The organism is Vibrio ezurae NBRC 102218 (assembly GCF_000467185.1).
GTDB classification, from domain to species: domain Bacteria; phylum Pseudomonadota; class Gammaproteobacteria; order Enterobacterales; family Vibrionaceae; genus Vibrio; species Vibrio ezurae.
Map to the genome: position 1 here is coordinate 55,245 of NZ_BATM01000002.1, position 20,057 is coordinate 75,301.

The 20,057-nt window shown below is 44.5% G+C and carries 13 protein-coding genes; 9 read left to right on the plus strand and 4 right to left on the minus strand.

The genetic code is table 11. The annotated features are described in order from the left end of the window. Positions 1-18: 18 nt before the first annotated feature. Positions 19-1,206 carry a tyrosine--tRNA ligase gene (tyrS, locus tag VEZ01S_RS01230; RefSeq protein ID WP_021712196.1) on the minus strand — a complete coding sequence of 396 codons (1,188 nt, stop codon included), beginning with the start codon at positions 1,204-1,206 and terminating at the stop codon, positions 19-21. A 126-nt stretch (positions 1,207-1,332) separates the two neighbouring features. On the opposite strand from tyrS, the gene shyC reads away from it, so the two are divergent. After that, the gene (shyC, locus tag VEZ01S_RS01235) at positions 1,333-2,619 is read left to right on the plus strand and encodes a peptidoglycan DD-endopeptidase ShyC (RefSeq protein ID WP_021712197.1); all 1,287 of its coding nucleotides are present in this window, start codon (positions 1,333-1,335) and stop codon (positions 2,617-2,619) included. 112 nt (positions 2,620-2,731) lie between these two features. On the opposite strand, the gene VEZ01S_RS01240 is transcribed toward shyC, so the two are convergent. The 3 genes from VEZ01S_RS01240 to erpA all read right to left on the minus strand — a co-directional run bounded on the left by VEZ01S_RS01240 (position 2,732) and on the right by erpA (position 7,431). Then, complete coding sequence (locus VEZ01S_RS01240; protein WP_021712198.1) at positions 2,732-5,833, minus strand: efflux RND transporter permease subunit; 3,102 nt, start codon at positions 5,831-5,833, stop codon at positions 2,732-2,734. Positions 5,834-5,843: 10 nt separating this feature from the next. Then, on the minus strand, positions 5,844-6,962 hold the full coding sequence (locus VEZ01S_RS01245) for an efflux RND transporter periplasmic adaptor subunit (RefSeq protein ID WP_021712199.1): 1,119 nt from the start codon (positions 6,960-6,962) through the stop codon (positions 5,844-5,846). A 127-nt stretch (positions 6,963-7,089) separates the two neighbouring features. Further along, a complete protein-coding gene (gene erpA / locus VEZ01S_RS01250; RefSeq protein ID WP_021712200.1) occupies positions 7,090-7,431 on the minus strand; it encodes an iron-sulfur cluster insertion protein ErpA in 342 nt (113 codons plus the stop codon). 199 nt (positions 7,432-7,630) lie between these two features. Between erpA and hemL the strand changes: the two genes are divergently transcribed. The 8 genes from hemL to VEZ01S_RS01290 all read left to right on the plus strand — a co-directional run bounded on the left by hemL (position 7,631) and on the right by VEZ01S_RS01290 (position 20,052). Continuing rightward, positions 7,631-8,917 (plus strand): glutamate-1-semialdehyde 2,1-aminomutase, encoded by a 1,287-nt coding sequence (gene hemL, locus VEZ01S_RS01255; RefSeq protein ID WP_021712201.1) that lies wholly within the window; start codon positions 7,631-7,633, stop codon positions 8,915-8,917. Between the two features lie 113 nt (positions 8,918-9,030). Further along, complete coding sequence (locus VEZ01S_RS01260; RefSeq protein WP_040889891.1) at positions 9,031-10,116, plus strand: AI-2E family transporter; 1,086 nt, start codon at positions 9,031-9,033, stop codon at positions 10,114-10,116. Positions 10,117-10,128: 12 nt separating this feature from the next. After that, positions 10,129-11,148, plus strand: coding sequence for a 16S rRNA (guanine(1207)-N(2))-methyltransferase RsmC (gene rsmC / locus VEZ01S_RS01265; protein ID WP_021712203.1), 1,020 nt, complete (start codon positions 10,129-10,131; stop codon positions 11,146-11,148). A gap of 107 nt (positions 11,149-11,255) precedes the next feature. Further along, on the plus strand, positions 11,256-14,648 hold the full coding sequence (locus tag VEZ01S_RS01270) for a response regulator (protein WP_040889893.1): 3,393 nt from the start codon (positions 11,256-11,258) through the stop codon (positions 14,646-14,648). 575 nt (positions 14,649-15,223) lie between these two features. After that, positions 15,224-16,897 carry an ABC transporter substrate-binding protein gene (locus VEZ01S_RS01275; protein WP_021712205.1) on the plus strand — a complete coding sequence of 558 codons (1,674 nt, stop codon included), beginning with the start codon at positions 15,224-15,226 and terminating at the stop codon, positions 16,895-16,897. A gap of 149 nt (positions 16,898-17,046) precedes the next feature. Next, positions 17,047-18,033 (plus strand): ABC transporter permease, encoded by a 987-nt coding sequence (locus tag VEZ01S_RS01280; protein WP_021712206.1) that lies wholly within the window; start codon positions 17,047-17,049, stop codon positions 18,031-18,033. A gap of 1 nt (position 18,034) precedes the next feature. Further along, entirely contained in the window at positions 18,035-19,069 is a 1,035-nt protein-coding gene (locus tag VEZ01S_RS01285; protein ID WP_021712207.1) for an ABC transporter permease, read from the plus strand. After that, a complete protein-coding gene (locus VEZ01S_RS01290; RefSeq protein ID WP_021712208.1) occupies positions 19,066-20,052 on the plus strand; it encodes an ABC transporter ATP-binding protein in 987 nt (328 codons plus the stop codon). Before VEZ01S_RS01285 ends, VEZ01S_RS01290 begins: the two co-directional genes overlap by 4 nt. The last annotated feature ends 5 nt before the right edge of the window (positions 20,053-20,057 follow it).

Consider the following 20,057-nt stretch of genomic DNA (forward strand, 5'->3'; position numbering starts at 1 on the left):
TATCACTTACAACTTAATTTACTTGAAAGTAAGTCGAGCAAATTTACGCTTACCCACTTGGAATACATAAGTACCCACTTGAGGGACTAACTTGCTATCAGCCACCTTTTCACCGTCCATTTTAACTGCGCCTTGCTTAACCATGCGCATTGCTTCAGAAGATGAAGAACATAGACCTGCTTCTTTAAGTAGGTTACTCACTGGGCGACCGACTTCAAATTCAAACTCAGGCATTTCGTCTGGGATTTGGCCCTTTTGGAAACGGTTGATGAATTCTTGCTCTGCTGCATCAGCATCCGCTTGTGAGTGGAAGCGGGCGATAATTTCCTTCGCAAGAAGGATCTTCACATCACGTGGGTTTTTGCCGTTTTCAATATCCGCTTTAAATTGCTCGATTTCAGCCAAAGGACGGAAAGAAAGTAATTCGTAGTAACTCCACATAAGCACATCAGAGATTGACATGATCTTACCGAACATATCGCTTGGAGCATCGCTCACACCAATGTAGTTGTGTGCAGACTTAGACATTTTCTTCTCGCCATCAAGGCCAACAAGAAGAGGCATAGTCAAAACAGCTTGTGGTTTTTGACCGTGTGCTTTTTGCAGTTCACGTCCCATCAAAAGGTTGAACTTCTGATCCGTACCACCAAGCTCAACATCTGTTTCCATAGCAACAGAGTCATAACCTTGCAGTAGTGGGTACATGAATTCGTGAATGGCAATAGGTTGTCCACCCGCATAACGCTTTTTAAAGTCATCACGCTCTAGCATACGAGCAACCGTTTGGTTTGCCGCTAGACGCAACATACCTTCCGCGCCCAATTCACCTAACCACTCAGAGTTAAATGCAATTTTGGTTTTTGCTGGATCCAAAATTTTGAACACTTGTTCTTTATACGTTTCAGCGTTACGCAGTACGTCTTCACGAGTCAACGGCGGACGCGTTGTATTTTTACCCGTTGGATCACCAACCATACCGGTAAAATCACCGATTAAAAACGTCACATCATGCCCAAGATCTTGGAATGTACGCAGTTTGTTCAGAATAACAGTATGCCCAAGATGGATATCTGGTGCTGTTGGATCCGCGCCCAGTTTAATACGTAAAGGACGGCCTTCTTTAAGCTTCTCGATGAGCTCGGCTTCTGGAATTAGCTCTTCTGCGCCGCGCTTGATCTCAGCTAAAGCAGCTTCAAAATTTGCCATATTGGTTTGCTCCCACAAAATCAGGAAATAATATATCTCGACAGTGTACTTGAATAGCCATTAGTTTTGAAAGCAGTTAGACTAACCAAAGACCATTTTTTCACTGATTATTTAATGAATCGGGATATGCTGACCATTTTTCATCGTCTACCCTTCTTACATCAAGCGTTAATCTGCGGTTTTAGTGCACTCATTGTAGTGGCGTTATTTTTATTACCCCATCCAAGTAAGTTGCAAAAAAAAGAGAATAATTATCAAGTAGGTCGCCATTATCCATTAGAAATAAATGCAAAGGCCCTTTCGCCAATGGACGATAAAAAGCCTATGGTCATCATGCGCTGGGAAACGCATAAAGTCCGCTCAGGAGAAAGCGCCTCCGTACTCTTTAGTCGACTAGGGCTCTCCCCTCGCCTATTGCATACCATGGTCAGTAGTGATCAAGAAATCGATAAACAACTGTCTCGCCTTCGCCCGAATGACGAATTGGTGTTCGGTTATGATGAGCAAGGCAACTTGCTGCAATTACAACGAAAAATCACCCCCTATGAGACCTTTAAAGCAGTCAAAAGTGGCGATAAATTCAAAGTCGTTATCGATAAGAAAGAGGTCAATATTCAGCTCAACTACGCACAAGCGAACATTACCTCTAGTTTTTGGAATGCGGCAATCAGTGCAAAGCTCTCTCCTAACCAAATAATGAGTATTGCAGGCATTTTTGGCTGGGATATTGATTTTGCATTGGACATTCGTCCAAACGATCACTTTAAAGTACTGTTTGAGGAAAAAATAGTTGAAGGTGAGTTTGTCGGTCATGGCAAGATTTTAGCGGCTCAATTTACCAACCAAGGTCAAACATTTAGAGCTATTCTCGACCCTGAAAGTGGTAACTACTATGACGATAAAGGGCGCGCGATGAAAAAAGCCTTTCTGCGCTCACCTGTGGATTTTCGTCGTGTGACGTCTAACTTTAACCCGAATCGACGCCATCCAGTTACAGGGAAGATAACCGCACACCGTGGTACGGACTACGCCGCTCCCGTAGGCACACCTATTTACGCTGCCGGAGACGGCGTTGTACTCAAGTCAGGGTACAACCAGTTTAATGGTAACTACATCTTTATTAAGCACAGTAATATTTATATTACTAAGTACCTCCACTTACAAAAACGTCGTGTAAAAAGCGGACAAAGAGTCAAGCAAGGACAAACGATTGGTACACTAGGGGGCACAGGCCGAGTGACTGGACCACACTTGCATTATGAGTTTTTGGTCAATCACGTACACAAGAACCCGCGCACCGTAAAATTGCCAGAAGCGAAGTCATTAACGGGTGAAAGGAAGAAAACGTTTATGCCATTGGTTGAAAAACGACTCGCTGAGCTGGAACGCTACCGCATCTTACTCACTGAGTAATTCGACTTAAGCACATTCAGGGCTCTTGAAAAGGCCCTGAATAGCTAAGAAGCAGCTATGCTAAATATAAATAATCACGCTAAGTAGCTACGCAAATCACCAGTCCAGCATGTTAGGTATGCTTACTCTTTTCTGCGACAACCTTTCTACCAAACATCAATAAGCATGGCGTCAATACTAAGGTTAATACTGTAGCAAATGCCAGGCCTCCAGCAATCGCTGTGGCAAGCTGGGTCCACCACTGTGTGCTTGGAGCACCGACTTCTATTTTTTGGTTAATCAGATCAACGTTAGTTTGCAGCACCATTGGCATTAAGCCCAAGATAGTAGTCACAGTGGTTAACATAACGGGGCGTAAACGCTGTACACCCGTACGCAAAATGGCTTCTTCTTTAGATAAACCGCGTCTGCGCAACTGGTTAAAGGTATCAATCAATACAATATTGTTGTTCACCACAATCCCAGCCAGCGCTATAACCCCTATGCCTGACATAACAATGCCAAATGGACGCTGGAAGATCAGCAGTCCAGCAAACACCCCTACCGTTGAAAACAGCACTGCACTTAAAATTAAAAACGCCTGATAAAAACTATTAAATTGGGTAATTAAAATCAGCGCCATTACCGCCAGTGCGGCTAAAAAGGCCGACTGCAAAAAATTGGAGGAATTTTGCTGCTCTTCGTTTTGCCCTTTAATGCTAATTTCGACATTGGCAGGCAGATTTAAGGCTTGTAGCGCTTGCTTAATCTTGGGCAACTCAATCGCTAGGTTATAGCCTTCCCCCATATCAGCGACCACATTCACAATGCGCTTGCCGTCTAAGCGATTAATGGTGTCTTGTTTAGGCTCAGGTTTTACTTGAGCAAAGTTGGTGATCGGGATAAGCCCTAGCGCCGTTTTCACTCTTAATTCATCAAAGCGTCCAATGTCTCTTTTGTCTTCTGGGTAGCGCACCAAAATATCGACTTCATCATCGGTGTCATCAGGCAAATAATCGCCTATTTTCAATCCATTAGTTACAAACTGTACCGTATTTCCGACCAATGACGCATCTGCGCCAAAACGCGCGGCATTGGCGCGATTGACATCGATCGTCCAGTCGATGCCTTCTTTACTGGAATTATCACTAACATTGGTCAGCGCTTCATTAGCATCTGCCCATAAGCGAATTTGTTTAGCCGCTGCATCCAATGCGCTAGGATCGCGAGAGGTCACTTCGACAACCAGATCGTTTTCCACCGGAGGCCCTGCATCTGGGAATTTATACTCAATTTCAACCCCAGCAAATTGATCGGTTTTTTGCCTGAATTGCTCAATGATCTCTTTTACCGAGCGGCGATCTTGCCAATCCACAGGGGTAATCTGAATAGTACCAATCTCATCTTGACCTCCAGTGCGGGTATAAACACTTTCTAGCTCAGGATGACCGATAATCTCTTTTTCGATATCGCGCATGATGTGATCTTTTTCCACGATCGACAGATCGCCATGCGAGCGGACTTTAATATTAAAATACGGCGGGTCGACTTCAGGGAAAAACTCAGCACCTAAACCGGCTTTGTCATAGGCTACGCCCACCGCACCGGCGAGCAAAATTGCGCTCAATAATACTTTAATAGGATGCTTAATAGCTAATGAGAGCGTATTAAAATACAGCTTAGTCATGCCGGTTGCTTTAGAGAAATCTCCGTCATGCAGCTGCTGCATGCGCGTTTGAGTGTGCGCATTCATGTATTGCGGTTTGCCGATTAAACTGCCCAACACAGGTACAAATACTAACGCCATCACCAAAGATGCACTCAAGGTGGCAATCAAGGTTAACGGCAAGTATTTCATAAACTCACCTGTGGTATCCGGCCAAAATAACAGGGGGGCAAAAGCGGCTAAAGTGGTCGCTGTCGAGGCAGTGATCGGCCATGCCATGCGTTTGGCGGCGTCACGATACGCTTCTTTGCGAGGCGCACCTTCTTGCATTTTTCGGTCAGCAAATTCCGTCACCACAATGGCGCCATCAACCAACATGCCAACGGCCATGATCAAAGAAAACAGCACCACGATATTGACGGTTAAACCAAACACCGACAGCACCAGCAAGCCTGTCAGAAAAGAGCCGGGAATAGATATCCCCACCAACAATGCGGTGCGCACGCCTAAAATAGCGATAATGACGATCACCACTAAAATAATGGCTGATAGCACGTTATTTTGCAGATCCGTCAACATCTGATCGACATCTTTAGAACCATCATAGGTGTATTTGACCAACAGATTACTTGGCCAATCTGGCATTTTCTGCGCTTCGGCTAATACTGCTTTGACAATATCAACCGACTGGATAATGTTCTCGCCCGCCCGCTTTTTAACGTCTAAAACAACCGCGCTTTCCCCTTCTAAGCGAGCAAAGCTTTCTGGGTCACGAAAAGAGCGGCGCACCGAGGCTACATCGCCAAAAGTAACCACTTGCTTACCATCGACCTTAACCGGCAGTTCGAGTACGTCTTTTAGAGAAGAGAATACCGAAGGCACTTTTACGGAAAAGCGTCCATAGCCTGTATCGACAAAGCCAGCTGCGACAACTCGGTTACTGGCGGCAATCAGATTATAAATATCCCCTTGATCTAATCCGTAACTTTCCATCAGCAAAGGATCGACAATCACTTCCACAATGTCTTCTCTATCGCCAGCAATATCCACTTCCAGTATTTGCTTGAAGCTCTCTAGCTTATCTTGAATTTGGCGGCCAATTTGCACTATGGTTCGCTCAGGGACTGTGCCGTACAGTGCTACCGATAAAATTGGCTGCTCGCTGGCTAAAGTGACTTCATTTACGGTTGGATCATCACTGTCATCCGGCAGTTTTGATTTCACCAAATCCACTGCTTCACGCACATCGGTCATGGCTTTGTCTAAGTCACTTCCCGCCACAAACTCTAACGTGACCGAGCCATGCCCTTCAGACGCCACCGAAGTCATCTTTTTCACACCTTCAATCGAGCGCAGTTCTTGCTCTATCGGGCGCACTAGCATCCGCTCGGCATCAAGGGGAGAAATGCCTTGATGACCAACGGACACATAAATAATAGGAATGGTGATATCGGGGCTGGATTCTTTAGGGATAGTGATATAGGTGTATACGCCGGCAATGATCAGCATCACCAGCAAGGTGAGCACCGTTCGGCTACGAGATAGAGCGGCATCAATAATGGCAAGCATACTCTACCCTCTATTCTTTGATGGCGATAACAGGATCGCCATCGCGCACAAAACCTTGTCCTTTGGTGACGATATCAACGCTATCGCCCAAACCACTGAGCCAAACCCCTTCTTTTTCGGCTTTGACTATTTGGATGCCAACAAAACGAATATGATCCTGTTGCAGGGTTTTCACCCCTAGCTCACCCTTTTCATTTAACGCCAGCATGGCAGGCGTTACCTTGACGGCCATTTTGGTTGCCAGCTTTAGCTCTACTTCTGCGCTCACGCCAGCAGGGAGTCGCTGATCTTTATTGGCTATTTCTATTTCGATAGGGAAAGTATTAGTCGTCACTGATGAGTTGCGAGAAACATAGCGTAATACGCCTTCAATTTTCTCACCGCCAAGCAAAGTGATGTAAGCACGACTGCCCTGCTTAACCTGCTGAATATGGCGCTCACTAAGGTCGGCTTCAATCACTAACTTATCCAGATCAATTAGATGTACCACTTGATCCCCTCGCGCTACATAATCGCCGAGTTCAACGTGTAAACGATCAATAACCCCGGCAAACGGGGCACGAATAACGCTGTTTCTCAGGCCCAGTTTGACATTTGCAACGCTGGCCTTGGCATTGGCTAACTCAGCTTCAGCCGTCGTAAAGGCAACTTCATTTTGTAATCCACGTTTTTTTAAGGTAGTAGCGGCATTGAGCTCTTTTTGTTTTACGCGCAATAAAGCGGTGGCCCGCTCCAATTGAATGGCTAAATCCCCTTTATCTATGGTTGCAATAATTTGCCCGCGTTTAACGACATCGCCTTTGCGCACTTTTAACTGCTCAATTTTTCCAGCAAGCTCTGCACTTAACTCAACGTCGCGATTGGGCGCAGTACGTCCATACAGGTCGATTTTCTTTGCGATAGGTGTCGCAACAAAATGGGACACCACAACTTTAGCAAGGGGCACCGCATCATCTCGAACTAGTGAGGTATCAACCGTATTGGCCGCAGAAGATTGGGAGTGTGTTTGTGCCGATACAGGATCATTAAGTACGCCAGCCAAAAGCCAAGTACCTAGAATAAGGAGAAGAATCAGAGAAATGATCCAAGGGGATTGAGCAAGACGTTGCCCTATCCTTTTTAGTCGCATAATTAAATCCTTTTAATTATCACTTTCAACGATTAACTAGGGGAAGGGCTACCTAGTTATTGACGGTACACCCTTTATAAATAAAGGTTAGTGTACCGCTAATAGTCTGTCATTACAGAGGGAGGGATCACACGCTAAATGATGCTCCACAACCACATGTTGTTGTCGCATTTGGGTTATTAATGAAGAAACGAGCACCTTCTAAACCTTCAGTATAATCAACAGTACCACCAATCAAATACTGTAAAGACATAGGATCAACTACCAGTGTCACCTCATCTTTCTCAATAACGGTATCGCCATCATTTACCTTTTCATCGAAGGTAAAACCGTACTGAAAACCACTACAACCACCACCAGTGATGTACACTCGTAGTTTAAGCTCTGGGTTTTCTTCCTCTGTAATTAATACCTTAACGCGAGCTGCTGCTGCGTCAGAAAAATTCAAAGGGACATTTAATTCGCTCACCGAGACCTCTCTTTAATCGATGTAGCCGCTTCAAATAGCGGTTTTGATCTAGTGATTATGTAATACCTGAGCAAAGTGTTCAAGTATTGTAATTTCTCGACTTACTCTAATAGTGAGACACAAGCGTTAGACTTGTCAGTAATATTTATTACAATGCTGTCATTCTCAAAATGCTATTCGAAAAGCAAGGATTCTCCAAATGAGCAAGTCAGAAGCACTCTATCAACAAGCCCAAGCCATTATCCCTGGCGGCGTAAACTCTCCAGTACGAGCTTTCAACGGTGTGGGCGGTTCTCCACTGTTCATTGAACGAGCAGACGGATGTCGAATCTATGACGCTGACGATAAAGCGTACATTGATTATGTGGGCTCTTGGGGACCTATGATTTTAGGTCACAACAACGTTGCTATCCGTGATGCAGTTGTTGAAGCAGCGCAACGTGGCCTTAGTTTTGGCGCACCCACCGAGCTTGAAATTAACATGGCTAAATTGGTGTCATCACTCGTACCTTCTATGGAACAACTGCGTATGGTGAGCTCTGGTACTGAAGCGACCATGAGCGCTATTCGTCTTGCGCGTGGCTATACAGGCCGTGACAAAATCATGAAGTTTGAAGGTTGTTACCACGGTCACGCCGATAGCCTACTGGTTAAAGCAGGCTCAGGCGCACTCACTTTAGGACAGCCAAGCTCTCCTGGCGTACCCGAAGATTTTGCAAAACACACCTTAACCGCCACTTTTAATAACCTTGAATCTGTACAAGCGCTGTTTGATGCGAATCCAGAACAAATTTCTTGCATCATTGTTGAGCCTGTTGCAGGTAACATGAACTGCATTCCACCTGTTGATGGCTTCTTAGAAGGTCTTCGTGATATTTGTGACCAAAATGGCGCACTACTGATTTTTGATGAAGTGATGACAGGGTTTCGCGTCGCTCTAGGTTGTGCTCAAGCTCACTACAATGTTAAACCAGACTTGACTACTTTAGGTAAAGTGATTGGTGGTGGCATGCCTGTCGGTGCTTTTGGTGGCCGTAAAGATGTCATGCAGCACATAGCGCCAACCGGCCCTGTCTACCAAGCAGGCACACTGTCAGGTAACCCTATTGCGATGGCTGCGGGCTACGCATGTTTGACTCAGCTTTCACAAGAGGGCAATGCACAGCGTCTTAATGACATCACCGCAAAATTAGCCGCTGGCTTTAAAGCAAAAGCGGATAAGCACGGCATTCCATTGCTGGTTAGCCAAGTCGGTGGCATGTTTGGGTTCTTCTTTACAGACCAAACACAGGTAACTTGCTATGAAGAAGTGGCGAAGTGCGACGTTGAACGATTCAAGCGCTTCTTCCACCTAATGCTTGAAGAAGGCGTTTACCTTGCTCCTTCTGCTTTTGAAGCAAGCTTCACTTCACTTTCACATACCGATGAAGATATTGAACAAACATTAGCGGCCGCTGATCGCTGTTTTGCGGCACTTACTGCCTAACATTGCAAATCTCGTCACAAAGGAGCCGATCGGCTCCTTTTTTATTTGTAGCGATTCAAGTTGCATAACGCTATGATTTATCTTCACAAACACTAAGAAGTGGTCGGTTTAACGTGTCTAGAAGAATTCAGCTTACCTCCAGCCAATGGCTGTTAATTATCGCATTGCTGTTTTTTGCATATGCTTGTTTTGTCTTGATAAGACCGTATGTCAATTCCATTGTAATGGCGTTCATTATTTCTCTGTTGATGTTCCCTATTCATGAGCGTTTAGACAATAAAATGCCCACCATGCGAAATACCTCGGCGCTGCTGTCTTGTGTGATTTTAACGGTGATTATTGTGATTCCTTTGCTGTTGGTCTTTACCGCGATCATTCAACAGGGTTCTTCTTTTTCTCAAGGCGTCTACCACTGGGTAGCTGAAGGTGGCGTGCAAGATCTGCTGTCTCAACCTTATATCGTTAAAATCATTAACTTTGCCAATAGCTATCTGCCCTTTGATACTCTAGAGCCTTCGGAGATCGCACAAAAAGTGGCGGAGCTGGCAAGTTCATTTGGTACACACTTAGTCGGTATGAGTGCGTCTGTTGTTGGCAGCGCCACCAGCTTTTTGATGAATTTTGGTCTGATGCTTTTTGTGCTGTTTTTCCTATTGCGTGACCATGACAGAATTATCTCATCGATGCGTCACATCATCCCTCTCTCTCGCTCACAAGAAGATCGGCTGCTCGATGAGATAGAGCAAGTATCAAAATCGGCGGTAATGGGATCGTTTCTCACCGCCATCGCTCAAGGTGTCGCCGGTGGTTTTGCCATGTGGTTGGTCGGTTTTCCCGGCCTATTCTGGGGAACTATGATGGGCTTTGCCTCATTTATTCCTGTTGTCGGCACCGCGCTAATTTGGATCCCCGCTTGTTTGTACTTGCTGTTGGTGGGTGATACCGGTTGGGCTATCTTCCTTTTGGTTTGGTCTGTGGCTGTGGTCGGCTCGATCGATAACATTTTGCGTCCATTGCTCATGCAAGGTAGCGCTGGCATGAATACCTTAATGATCTTCTTTTCTTTGCTTGGCGGTTTGCATGTTTTCGGCTTAATTGGTTTAATCTACGGCCCGCTGATCTTCGCCATTACTATGGTGCTGTTCACCATGTATGAAGAGGAGTTTAATGACTTCCTCGATAAGCAAGATAACAACTAGTAAGAGTAAAATATGAGTGTCTACACCGCCCCAAGTCAAATCGCCGAACGTCAACTTGCTTATTTTGCAGGAAAACGCATCGTAATCGCTGGTGAAGCTGAAGATCAGTTTCCAAAACAGCTACAGCAACACGCGGAATCCGTCACCGTATTTACCTCCCACTATGGTTATCACCAACAGATGCAACGCATTGGCGTTGATAGTCAATTTGGTATTGAATTTAATAACGCCAACGATGCCAATTTACTGTTACTGTACTGGCCAAAAGCCAAAAGCGAAGCTCAGTACCTATTGGATATGATGCTCAGTAAACTGGCACCAGAAACCGAAGTGATCGTGGTCGGCGAAAATCGCTCTGGGGTCAAAAGCATTGAAAAAATGTTTGCACACTTTGGTCCGATGACAAAATATGACTCAGCGCGCCGCTGCTCTTTTTATGCAGGAGTCAGCCAAACACCGCCACAACACTTTAATGTTGATAGCTACTTCAAATCTTACCCAGTAGAGTTAGAGGGAGTATCACTGCAAGTGCAAAGCTTGCCGGGTGTATTTAGCCATGGCGAATTTGACCTAGGTACGAAACTATTGCTGGCGAACTTACCTAAGCTGAAAGGAAAGGTATTAGACTTTGGCTGCGGCGCTGGCATTATCGGTGCAGCAATGGCACTGAAAAACCCCAACATTGAACTCGAAATGTGCGATGTGAGTGCATTTGCGGTGGAATCAAGCAAACGTACATTGGAAGCCAACGGTATCAAAGGCAAGGTATTTGCTACCGACGTCTACTCGCAGGCCAGTACTGATTATCAGTTTATTATTAGCAACCCACCTTTTCATTCAGGTTTAGACACCAGTTACAGCGCCACTGAAACTTTATTAAAAGATGCGCCTAAGCATCTTACGAACAATGGTAAGTTACTGATTGTTGCTAATAGTTTTTTGAAATACCCACCAATAATTAACAATGCTTTCGGCAATTGTGACACGGTAAATAAAACCAATAAGTTTGCGATTTACCACGCAACTAAATAAAACTGTGTGAGGCAACACGGTTTTTTAAGCGTTTGCTTGCCTCACTGTATTTGGCTAGTACATTTCAGCAATGGTGATCTTATTATCAGGGCCTGAAACCGTACTCTATGTCAAAACATCACTCTAGACCAAAGTTTAAACGCCTAAAAAGCACCTTAATGGGTGCCTTTTTATTAGTAAGCCTTCCCCCAATGCTGCTTATCGCCTTCTTTTTTCTTCAATCTCACATTGAAGATCTTCAAGAGCAGAGTAAAACCTATTTAACTTCTATGCGGGACGGCACCACCACTCAAGTTGCTGCCTATGTCAAAAATCTAGACTCTGAGGTGATCGGCTTTGTTCATTCTGAGCTCGCCTATGCCAGTGGTGGACGTTTTTATGGATTGATCGATTCTTTTCGTCGCCTAGGTCCTGATATTGAACGATCTAGGCTGATTGGTCAGCAGCAATATATTGTGGGCTCAGGAGATAAGATCAATACCAAGACCGCCAAAGAAAACAGCAACTACTTAAATATTAGGCGTTATCAGTTATTACATACCCGCTATCATTCTACCTATCAAAGCCTATTGCAACGCTCGGATTTTGATGATCTTGCTCTGGTTGATCTAGATGGTAATGTCGCCTATTCCGTGCAAAAACATGGCTACTACTCGACAAATTTAAATACAGGCCCTTATAAAGACAGCAACTTAGGCGTTCTATTTCAACGCTTAAAACATTATGTCGATACCAACAAAAACACCTTTGATAAATACAACGACATTGTATTGATGAGTGATTTTGCTAAAGATACACACTCTATAAATGAAACCACTAAAGAAGTTGCTTGGTTTGCTGCCCCTATCGTGCAACAGGGGTATCTGCACAGTTACGCCTTCTTTCGTCTCCCTTTAGCCTCGCTAACTCATCTCATTGACAACACCGATGCCGATTATCCACACCTATTATTGGTCGATGAGTCCCATAAATTATTAGCGCAAACCACAGACAATAATGCAGAAAAAAGCAGCTATATCATCAATAAAGCACTGCAAGGTATTCATCAAGTAGAGACCTACAATAATGCGGAAAATCAAAGCATGATTGCGGCCTACACCCCACTTTATATTCATGATTTAAAGTGGGCAGTGATTGCTGAAACACCCGAAAATATTGCATTTGCACGGGTGAATAGACTCTATTCAGTTTTCTTATTGATCGTATTGAGTGTCACCGTCGGCATTATTATTTGCTCTCATTACCTGTCTAATTTTATTACCCGTCCACTATTAAAACTGGCTTGGACGGCAGAAAAAATCTCCACTGGCGATCTTAACGAACACGTAGAAGGGACAGAGCATGAAGATGAGATCGGTCGCCTAGCGGTGAGCTTTGAACGAATGCAGCGATCGATTCGAGATAAGATTGATCTTATCCACCAGCAGAACAAAGAACTCGCCTACAACCTAGATACTATTGCGATTAAAAACAAAGAGTTGCAAAAAGCCGACAAGCTAAAAGATGAGTTTCTGGCTACTACATCTCATGAGTTACGTACGCCTTTGCACGGCATGATAGGTGTGGCTCAAGCCATGATCAGTGAAGCGCACGGCAGCATACCCGCGACACAACGCTATCAATTAGAGATCATTATCAATAGTGGTAACCGATTATCGAACCTAGTGGATGACCTGTTGGATTATCACAAAATGCAATATGGACAACTCAAACTTGAGCCTATGGCCGTTTCTCTTGCTTTAACATCACAGTTGGTTCTTGAACTCTCCAAACATTTAGTAGATAAAAAGCCCGTTCGTATCATCAATCAAATCGATGATACTTTGCCAATGGTGAGCGCGGACCCACAAAGATTGGAGCAAATTTTTTACAATCTCGTCGGCAATGCCATGAAGTTCACCTCTGAGGGCAAAGTCATTTTGACTGCTGAAGCTGATGGTGAATACGTCAAAGTACAAATTATCGATACCGGAAGAGGCATTGCTAAAGACGATCTTAAATATATCTTTGAACCCTTAATCCAAGGTCATTCAAGTTCTTATCATCAAGGAACAGGGCTTGGGTTATCAATCAGTAAACAGCTCATAGAAATTATGCATGGTGAGCTTAGTGTTAGCAGTCAACCTATGCTTGGGACAACATTTACGGTGCGTCTGCCCATTGCGAAAGAAGGTCAGCTACGCGCCTCTGATAGCAATCGAGAGATGACCCACTACACTCGTGAGGAGCTCTTATTTATAGAGCCAACACAGCCTCAGCTTAATAATATAAATGGCAAACGAGTCATGATTGCCGATGACGAACCGGTCAATCTAAAAGTGCTTGAAAGCTTTTTACGTATAGAAGGTTATAGCGTAATTAGTGCCAACAATGGGCGTCAGGTATTGGAGCTTATTGCTCAAGAAAAACCGGATATTTTGCTGCTCGATATCATGATGCCAGAGCTCAGTGGATTTGAAGTGTGTAAGTCTTTACGTGAACTGTATTCTTATAATGAGCTGCCAATTATTATGCTCACCGCACTTGGTCAAAATGAGGATAAGATCAAAGGCTTCGAATGTGGCGCGAATGACTACTTGGTCAAGCCCTTCAATAAGCAAGAGCTATCTGCACGTATTCGAGTACACATCAATGCGGCCCTCTCTGAAGCGCGTCAACAAGAGAATGAATCCCTAAGTGCCGAGTTAGTCCAGAGAGAAAAAGTAGAATCCTTGCTTCTTGAAACACAATCTAAACTGCTAGAGCAATTAGAGAGCGCTCCAGAAGCGATTATCTGCATCAATGAAAACCACAAAATAACCTTCGCCAACAAAACAGCCATTACTTTGCTAAAACGCAGCAGTGAGCAAATAAAGCGCTCTCAAATAGAAGAGTTTATTGCGCCAAGCTATCTGCAATTTGATCAGCCTCATCGTAGCGTGAATATCGACTTATTTGTTGGAGAAACAAAACAAGTCATCGCCAGTGATATCTTTACTCTGCCACTAGAGACAGGGCTTCGCGGTATGATCATCTTTAACTTTAGCCCTGACGAAGCAAATCAAAGAATCACCCGCCTCGAAGTGGCGCTAGATGCGCTGGCAAACTACGCCTTTTCCGGCGATAGATCGCAACTGGCTCAGCTTAAAGAGTTAGGGGACGAGTTCTCTGATTTAGTGGCAATGATGCAGCATGACAAAGAAAGTAAACAGCAAAATATGCGTCAGTTGCTAGTGGACTGCATGTCTTGTGCGTTGGAGTACTGGGAGGCTCAACAAGGGAACAGTAAGTTCACCTTTGCCGAACAAAGTGGCTTATGGCGAGTCTATTTAGATAGGAGTACGCTACAAACTCGCACCCTAGATAAATACCTCAGAATAGAAACTTTACCTAAAACGCCTCGCTGGCGTACGGTGCTCAATTCCTTGGATTATATCCTAGCAAATACGGACAACGACAATGCCCAAAGAGCACAATTAATGGCGCTAAGAGAGCAGCTACAGCACATTGTATCGCAATAAGTAATCCCTCTCTATTTAGCACGTAAATAACCGCAAGGCGCTTTTTTAATCTTATAAAAAAAGCGCCTTTTTAATGCAGTTTTTCTTGTATCTACTGTTAAAAACACCCGTCTAGTTGTGCTTTTCATTGAATATGCGAGCACAATCACAACAAATTGAGCGCTGTATTTTTAACCAAAAAATAAAGTCTTCACTCTGCTTACATTCAAAGTCACACATTAGTCACCCTGCAAACAAACCCAACTTAACCAACACAAACAGAGATAGTAAGCACTAACAAATTGCACGATTTACTGGAATTAAAAAAAACAAAAAACAATATACAATCAGTTTAGTCATTAAATGTTTTAACGTTTTTAACGGCAGCTAACTCTGTTTTAACGTTTTTGACGGGAATGTGAATTGACGATTTTGCTGTGAAAGATAATTCTAAGCGCAACCAATGGTTCTTAGTGATACAGCGTTACCCTATAAATAAAAAAGAGAGTCATTGGATGGCAGTGTAAAAGCCGTAACCCAGGTAATCAAACTTGGTTACTTACTAATAAGAAGCAAACAGAGACAAAGGATATAACATGCTTGCTAATATAAAAAAAACAGCTCTTGCTACAGTAGTAATCGCAACCGCGGCCACCGCAATATCAGCTCCAGCAGTCGCAAGATCTGAGTTGACTATCGTACCTGATTTTTACCCTACAATGGTTCGTAACTTTAACCCTTACCTAGCAACGAACCTTCGTACTACCACTGACTTCATCTATGAACCTCTCGTTATTTTCAATGAGATGCACGGCAATACCCCTGTGATGCGTCTAGCTGAAAACTTTGCAATGTCAGATGATCTAAAAAGCGTGACTTTTGATATCCGCAAAGGCGTGAAATGGTCAGATGGAAAAGCATTCTCAGCCGATGATGTTGTTTTCTCTTTCGAACTGATTAAGAACAATACCGCGTTGGACCAAACAGGTATCAACAAGTGGGTAAGCAAAGTAGAAAAAGTAAACGACCATGAAGTACGTTTCGTGCTTACCGAAGGTAACTCAAATGTGCCTTACGAGATCTCTAAAGTTCCTGTAGTACCTAAGCATGTTTGGTCTAAAGTGAAAGATCCTACGTCTTTCACCAACGAAAACCCTGTTGGTTCTGGGCCGTTCACTGAAATTGATACCTTTACCCCGCAACTTTACATCCAGTGTGCTAACCCTAATTACTGGGATGCAGACAACCTAGATGTCGATTGTCTACGTGTTCCACAAATTGCTAACAACGACCAGTTGCTAAGCAAAATCGTTAACTCTGAGCTAGATTGGACTTCGGCGTTTATCCCTGACATCGACCGTACCTACAAAGCTGTGAACCCTAATCACGGTTACTGGTACCCGCCAGCAGGCACTCAATCACTGGTAGTGAACTTTAAAAACCCAGATCCAGCTAAGAACGAAGCATTAACTGATGTGAACTTCCGTCGCGCAATGGGTATGGCTATCGACCGTCAAACTATCATCGATATTGCATTCTACGGTGCAGGTACTATCAATGACTTCGGTTCAGGTCTTGGCTACGCATTTGAAGCATGGTCTGACGAGAACGTGCATAAGAAGTATCAAAAATTCAATACTTACAACCCAGAAGAAGCGAAGAAACTTCTAAAAGAATCTGGCTTCAAAGACACAGATGGCGATGGTTTTGTTGAAACTCCATCAGGTAAGTCATTTGAATTGTTAATCCAATCGCCAAATGGTTGGACTGACTTCAACAACACAGTACAGCTTGCGGTTGAGCAGCTAAACGAAGTGGGCATCAAGTCTCGTGCTCGTACTCCTGAGTTTGCGGTATACAACCAAGCAATGCTAGATGCAACATACGACGTGGCTTACACCAACTACTTCCACGGTGCAGATCCACACTTGTACTGGAACAGTGCTTATAACTCAGCACTGCAAGAAGGTAGCGGCATGCCTCGCTTTGCAATGCACTTCTACAAGAATGCTGAGCTAGATAACCTACTGAACAGCTTCTACAAAACGGCGGATAAGAACAAGCAGCTAGAAATCGCACACGGCATTCAGCGCATCATTGCTGAGAACCAAGTAACGATTCCTGTTCTATCTGGTGCAAGCAACTATCAGTACAACACAGCTCGATTCACGGGTTGGTGGACTCAAGATAACGCACAAGGTCGTCCAAACATTTGGGCCGGTATCCCTGAGCGCTTACTCCACGTACTTGACCTAAAACCTGTCAAGTAATTGACCTCTAAAGGCGCACCCTCGGGTGCGCCAATATTACCCTTTAAAGTTAACAATAATTATGACGCGATTGCGTTAGGGATTCTTTCACTCAACGGGTGGATTTTATTCGATATATGGACAATAAATCGAATAGTTAAGGTGTAGGTATGGGATATTTTCTAAGACGTTTGTCGTTCTACTTTATAGCGCTGTTAGTGGCCGCTACTATCAATTTTATTATTCCGCGAGCAATGCCCGGTGACCCCGTTACCATGATGTTCGCTAACGCAACAGCCCAAGTGACTCCAGAACGTATCGAAGCAATGCGTCAACTGCTTGGTTTTGTTGATGGTCCGCTTTGGGTTCAATACTTCACTTATATGAAGAGCATTCTTAGCTGGGAGCTAGGAACCTCTATTAAATTTTATCCGTTAAGTGTGAATGAATTACTTGGTGGTGCTTTTGGCTGGTCTTTATTCCTAGCCGGAACCGCCGTTATTCTTTCGTTTTCTATCGGTTCCATTCTTGGCATTTTTGCCGCATGGAAACGCGGTAGCAAATACGACACCTTTATCACTCCGGGCATGCTTATTGTTCAAGCAGTACCACAGGTGGTTATTGCCATGCTCGCGATGTTTATCTTCGCTATTGGCCTGAAGTGGTTCCCAACGGGTTACGCTTATACCGCCGGTGTCACTCCGGATTGGACCAGCTGGGAGTTCATCAAAAACGTCGCCTACCACGCGGTGTTACCTCTGGCTTGTGCCTCGCTGGTGCAGATTGGCGGATTCCTAGTAAACATGCGTAACAACATGATCAATTTACTTTCTGAAGACTATATCACTATGGCAAAAGGCAAAGGCCTGAGCGAAAACAGAGTGGTATTTAACTACGCGGCACGTAACGCACTATTACCAAGTGTTACCGCCCTTTCAATGTCTTTAGGTATGGCTATCGGTGGCCAACTTATCATCGAAATCATATTTAATTACCCAGGACTAGGGACGGTCCTATTTAACGCAATTACCTCTCGTGACTACCAAGTACTGCAAGGGCAATTGTTAATCATGACCTTATTCATGCTGTTCTTTAACCTACTCGCAGACATGCTGTATGTGCTGTTAGATCCTCGCCTACGTAAGGGAGGTAAATAAGATGAAAAATATATTAAAGCTAGTTCGTGGCAATACGGTGGCGATGATCGGAGTGGTGATATTAAGCACTTTCTTATTTATCGCACTGGCGGCGCCTCTCATTACCCAACATGCGCCCGATAAACGTACCGGTAATCCGCACGAGTATCCCGGCATGATAGTAAAAGCGGCGCAAAACAACCCTGATGGTTGGATTGCGACCAATCTTGCGGACGACCGACGTACCTTACGCATGTCAAAAGATGCAGAGCATACCCTTGGCACAACTCGTATGGGCCGTGATGTATGGGCGCAAATTGCCTATGGTGCACGCGTATCGTTAGCCGTCGGCTTTGGCGCGGGACTAACCGTGTGTTTCTTAGCGACCATTATCGGTATTTCTGCTGGTTACTTTGGCGGTAAAGTGGATGAATTTCTCACCGCGGCCATGAACATAATGTTGGTCATCCCTCAGTATCCATTGCTGTTTGTGGTAGCGGCCTTTATCGGGGAAGCGGGGCCTCTGACCATCGCCCTCATAATCGGTTTCACCTCCTGGGCGTGGGGAGCGAGGGTGGTTCGTTCGCAAACTCTCGCGCTACGTGAAAAAGAGTTTGTGAAAGCGGCAGAAGTGCTGGGTGAGTCTTCATTTAGAATTATCTTTGTGGAAATTTTACCTAACTTAATCTCCATTGTAGGTGCAAGTTTCATCGGCTCAGTCATGTATGCAGTAATGATGGAAGCGACAATTTCCTTCTTAGGCATGGGTGATCCAAACACCATTAGTTGGGGCATCATGCTGTACAACGTACAAACCTCATCTTCAATGCTTATCGGTGCATGGTGGGAGCTATTGGCCCCTTGTATGGCCTTAACCTTATTGGTCACAGGACTGGCACTGCTTAACTTTGCAGTTGATGAAATTGCCAACCCACAACTTCGCTCTCACAAAGGTATGCGTCGCTGGAAGAAGCTTGCGATTCAAGATAAAAAAGCGCGCAAACCTCAACCAGAAGAACTTGCAAACCGTCAGGTAGTACACGGAGAACAATCATGAGTAATCCACTAATTTCTGTTCGTAATCTGTGTGTAGATTACATTACTGATGCCGGTGACGTTCGCGCGTGTAACAACGTGAGCTTTGACATTGCTCCGGGTGAAGTATTTGGCCTTGCCGGTGAGTCTGGCTGTGGTAAGTCCACCGTGGCATTTTCACTGATGCGCTTACATAAGCCACCTGCATTTATCACTGGCGGAGAAGTCATTTTTAACGGTGAAGACATTCTGCAATACAGCGACAAACAAATGCAGGCGTTTCGTTGGAACGAAATGTCGATGGTATTCCAAAGTGCCATGAACGCCTTAAACCCAGTATTGCCGATCTCTGAGCAGTTTTGTGACGTGCTCATGCACCACACTACAATGAGCCGTAAGCAGGCACTCAAGCGCGCTGAAGGCTTATTAGAAATTGTCGATATTCACCCAAGTCGCTTAAGTGATTACCCTCACCAGTTTTCTGGCGGAATGCGTCAGCGCTTGGTGATTGCAATAGCGCTAGCGCTCAACCCTAAAATGATCATCATGGATGAGCCGACTACGGCGCTCGATGTAGTGGTGCAACGTGAAATACTGCAAAAAATCTACGCTCTAAAAGAAGAGTTTGGATTTTCGATTCTGTTCATCACCCACGATTTATCCTTGATGGTTGAGTTCTCCGATCGCATCGGAATTATGTATTCAGGCGAACTGATTGAAGTAGCGCCGGCTAAGCAAATACTGGAAAACCCGTTCCATCCTTACACGCAAGGTTTGGGCAGTTCTTTCCCACCATTAACAGGGCCAAAAACCAAGTTAACGGGAATACCGGGCAATCCATTGAATTTATTAGAAATTCCACAAGGGTGCCGCTTTCAAGCTCGCTGCTCTCAAGTAACACCAATGTGCAGACAAACAGAAACTCAGCTGCGCCAAATCGAAGCACAGCGTTTTTCTAACTGTCATCTATTTGGTGAACCCATTGCACAGCAAAAAGTCAGCTAACGCTA

Coding starts and splice junctions, on each gene's coding strand:
- VEZ01S_RS01240 (WP_021712198.1), bottom strand. CDS start 5,833: ATGCTTGCCATTATTGATGCCGCTCTATCTCGTAGCCGAACGGTGCTC.
- VEZ01S_RS01270 (WP_040889893.1), top strand. CDS start 11,256: ATGTCAAAACATCACTCTAGACCAAAGTTTAAACGCCTAAAAAGCACC.
- VEZ01S_RS01285 (WP_021712207.1), top strand. CDS start 18,035: ATGAAAAATATATTAAAGCTAGTTCGTGGCAATACGGTGGCGATGATC.
- hemL (WP_021712201.1), top strand. CDS start 7,631: ATGAGCAAGTCAGAAGCACTCTATCAACAAGCCCAAGCCATTATCCCT.
- VEZ01S_RS01280 (WP_021712206.1), top strand. CDS start 17,047: ATGGGATATTTTCTAAGACGTTTGTCGTTCTACTTTATAGCGCTGTTA.
- rsmC (WP_021712203.1), top strand. CDS start 10,129: ATGAGTGTCTACACCGCCCCAAGTCAAATCGCCGAACGTCAACTTGCT.
- VEZ01S_RS01245 (WP_021712199.1), bottom strand. CDS start 6,962: ATGCGACTAAAAAGGATAGGGCAACGTCTTGCTCAATCCCCTTGGATC.
- shyC (WP_021712197.1), top strand. CDS start 1,333: ATGCTGACCATTTTTCATCGTCTACCCTTCTTACATCAAGCGTTAATC.
- VEZ01S_RS01275 (WP_021712205.1), top strand. CDS start 15,224: ATGCTTGCTAATATAAAAAAAACAGCTCTTGCTACAGTAGTAATCGCA.
- VEZ01S_RS01290 (WP_021712208.1), top strand. CDS start 19,066: ATGAGTAATCCACTAATTTCTGTTCGTAATCTGTGTGTAGATTACATT.
- tyrS (WP_021712196.1), bottom strand. CDS start 1,206: ATGGCAAATTTTGAAGCTGCTTTAGCTGAGATCAAGCGCGGCGCAGAA.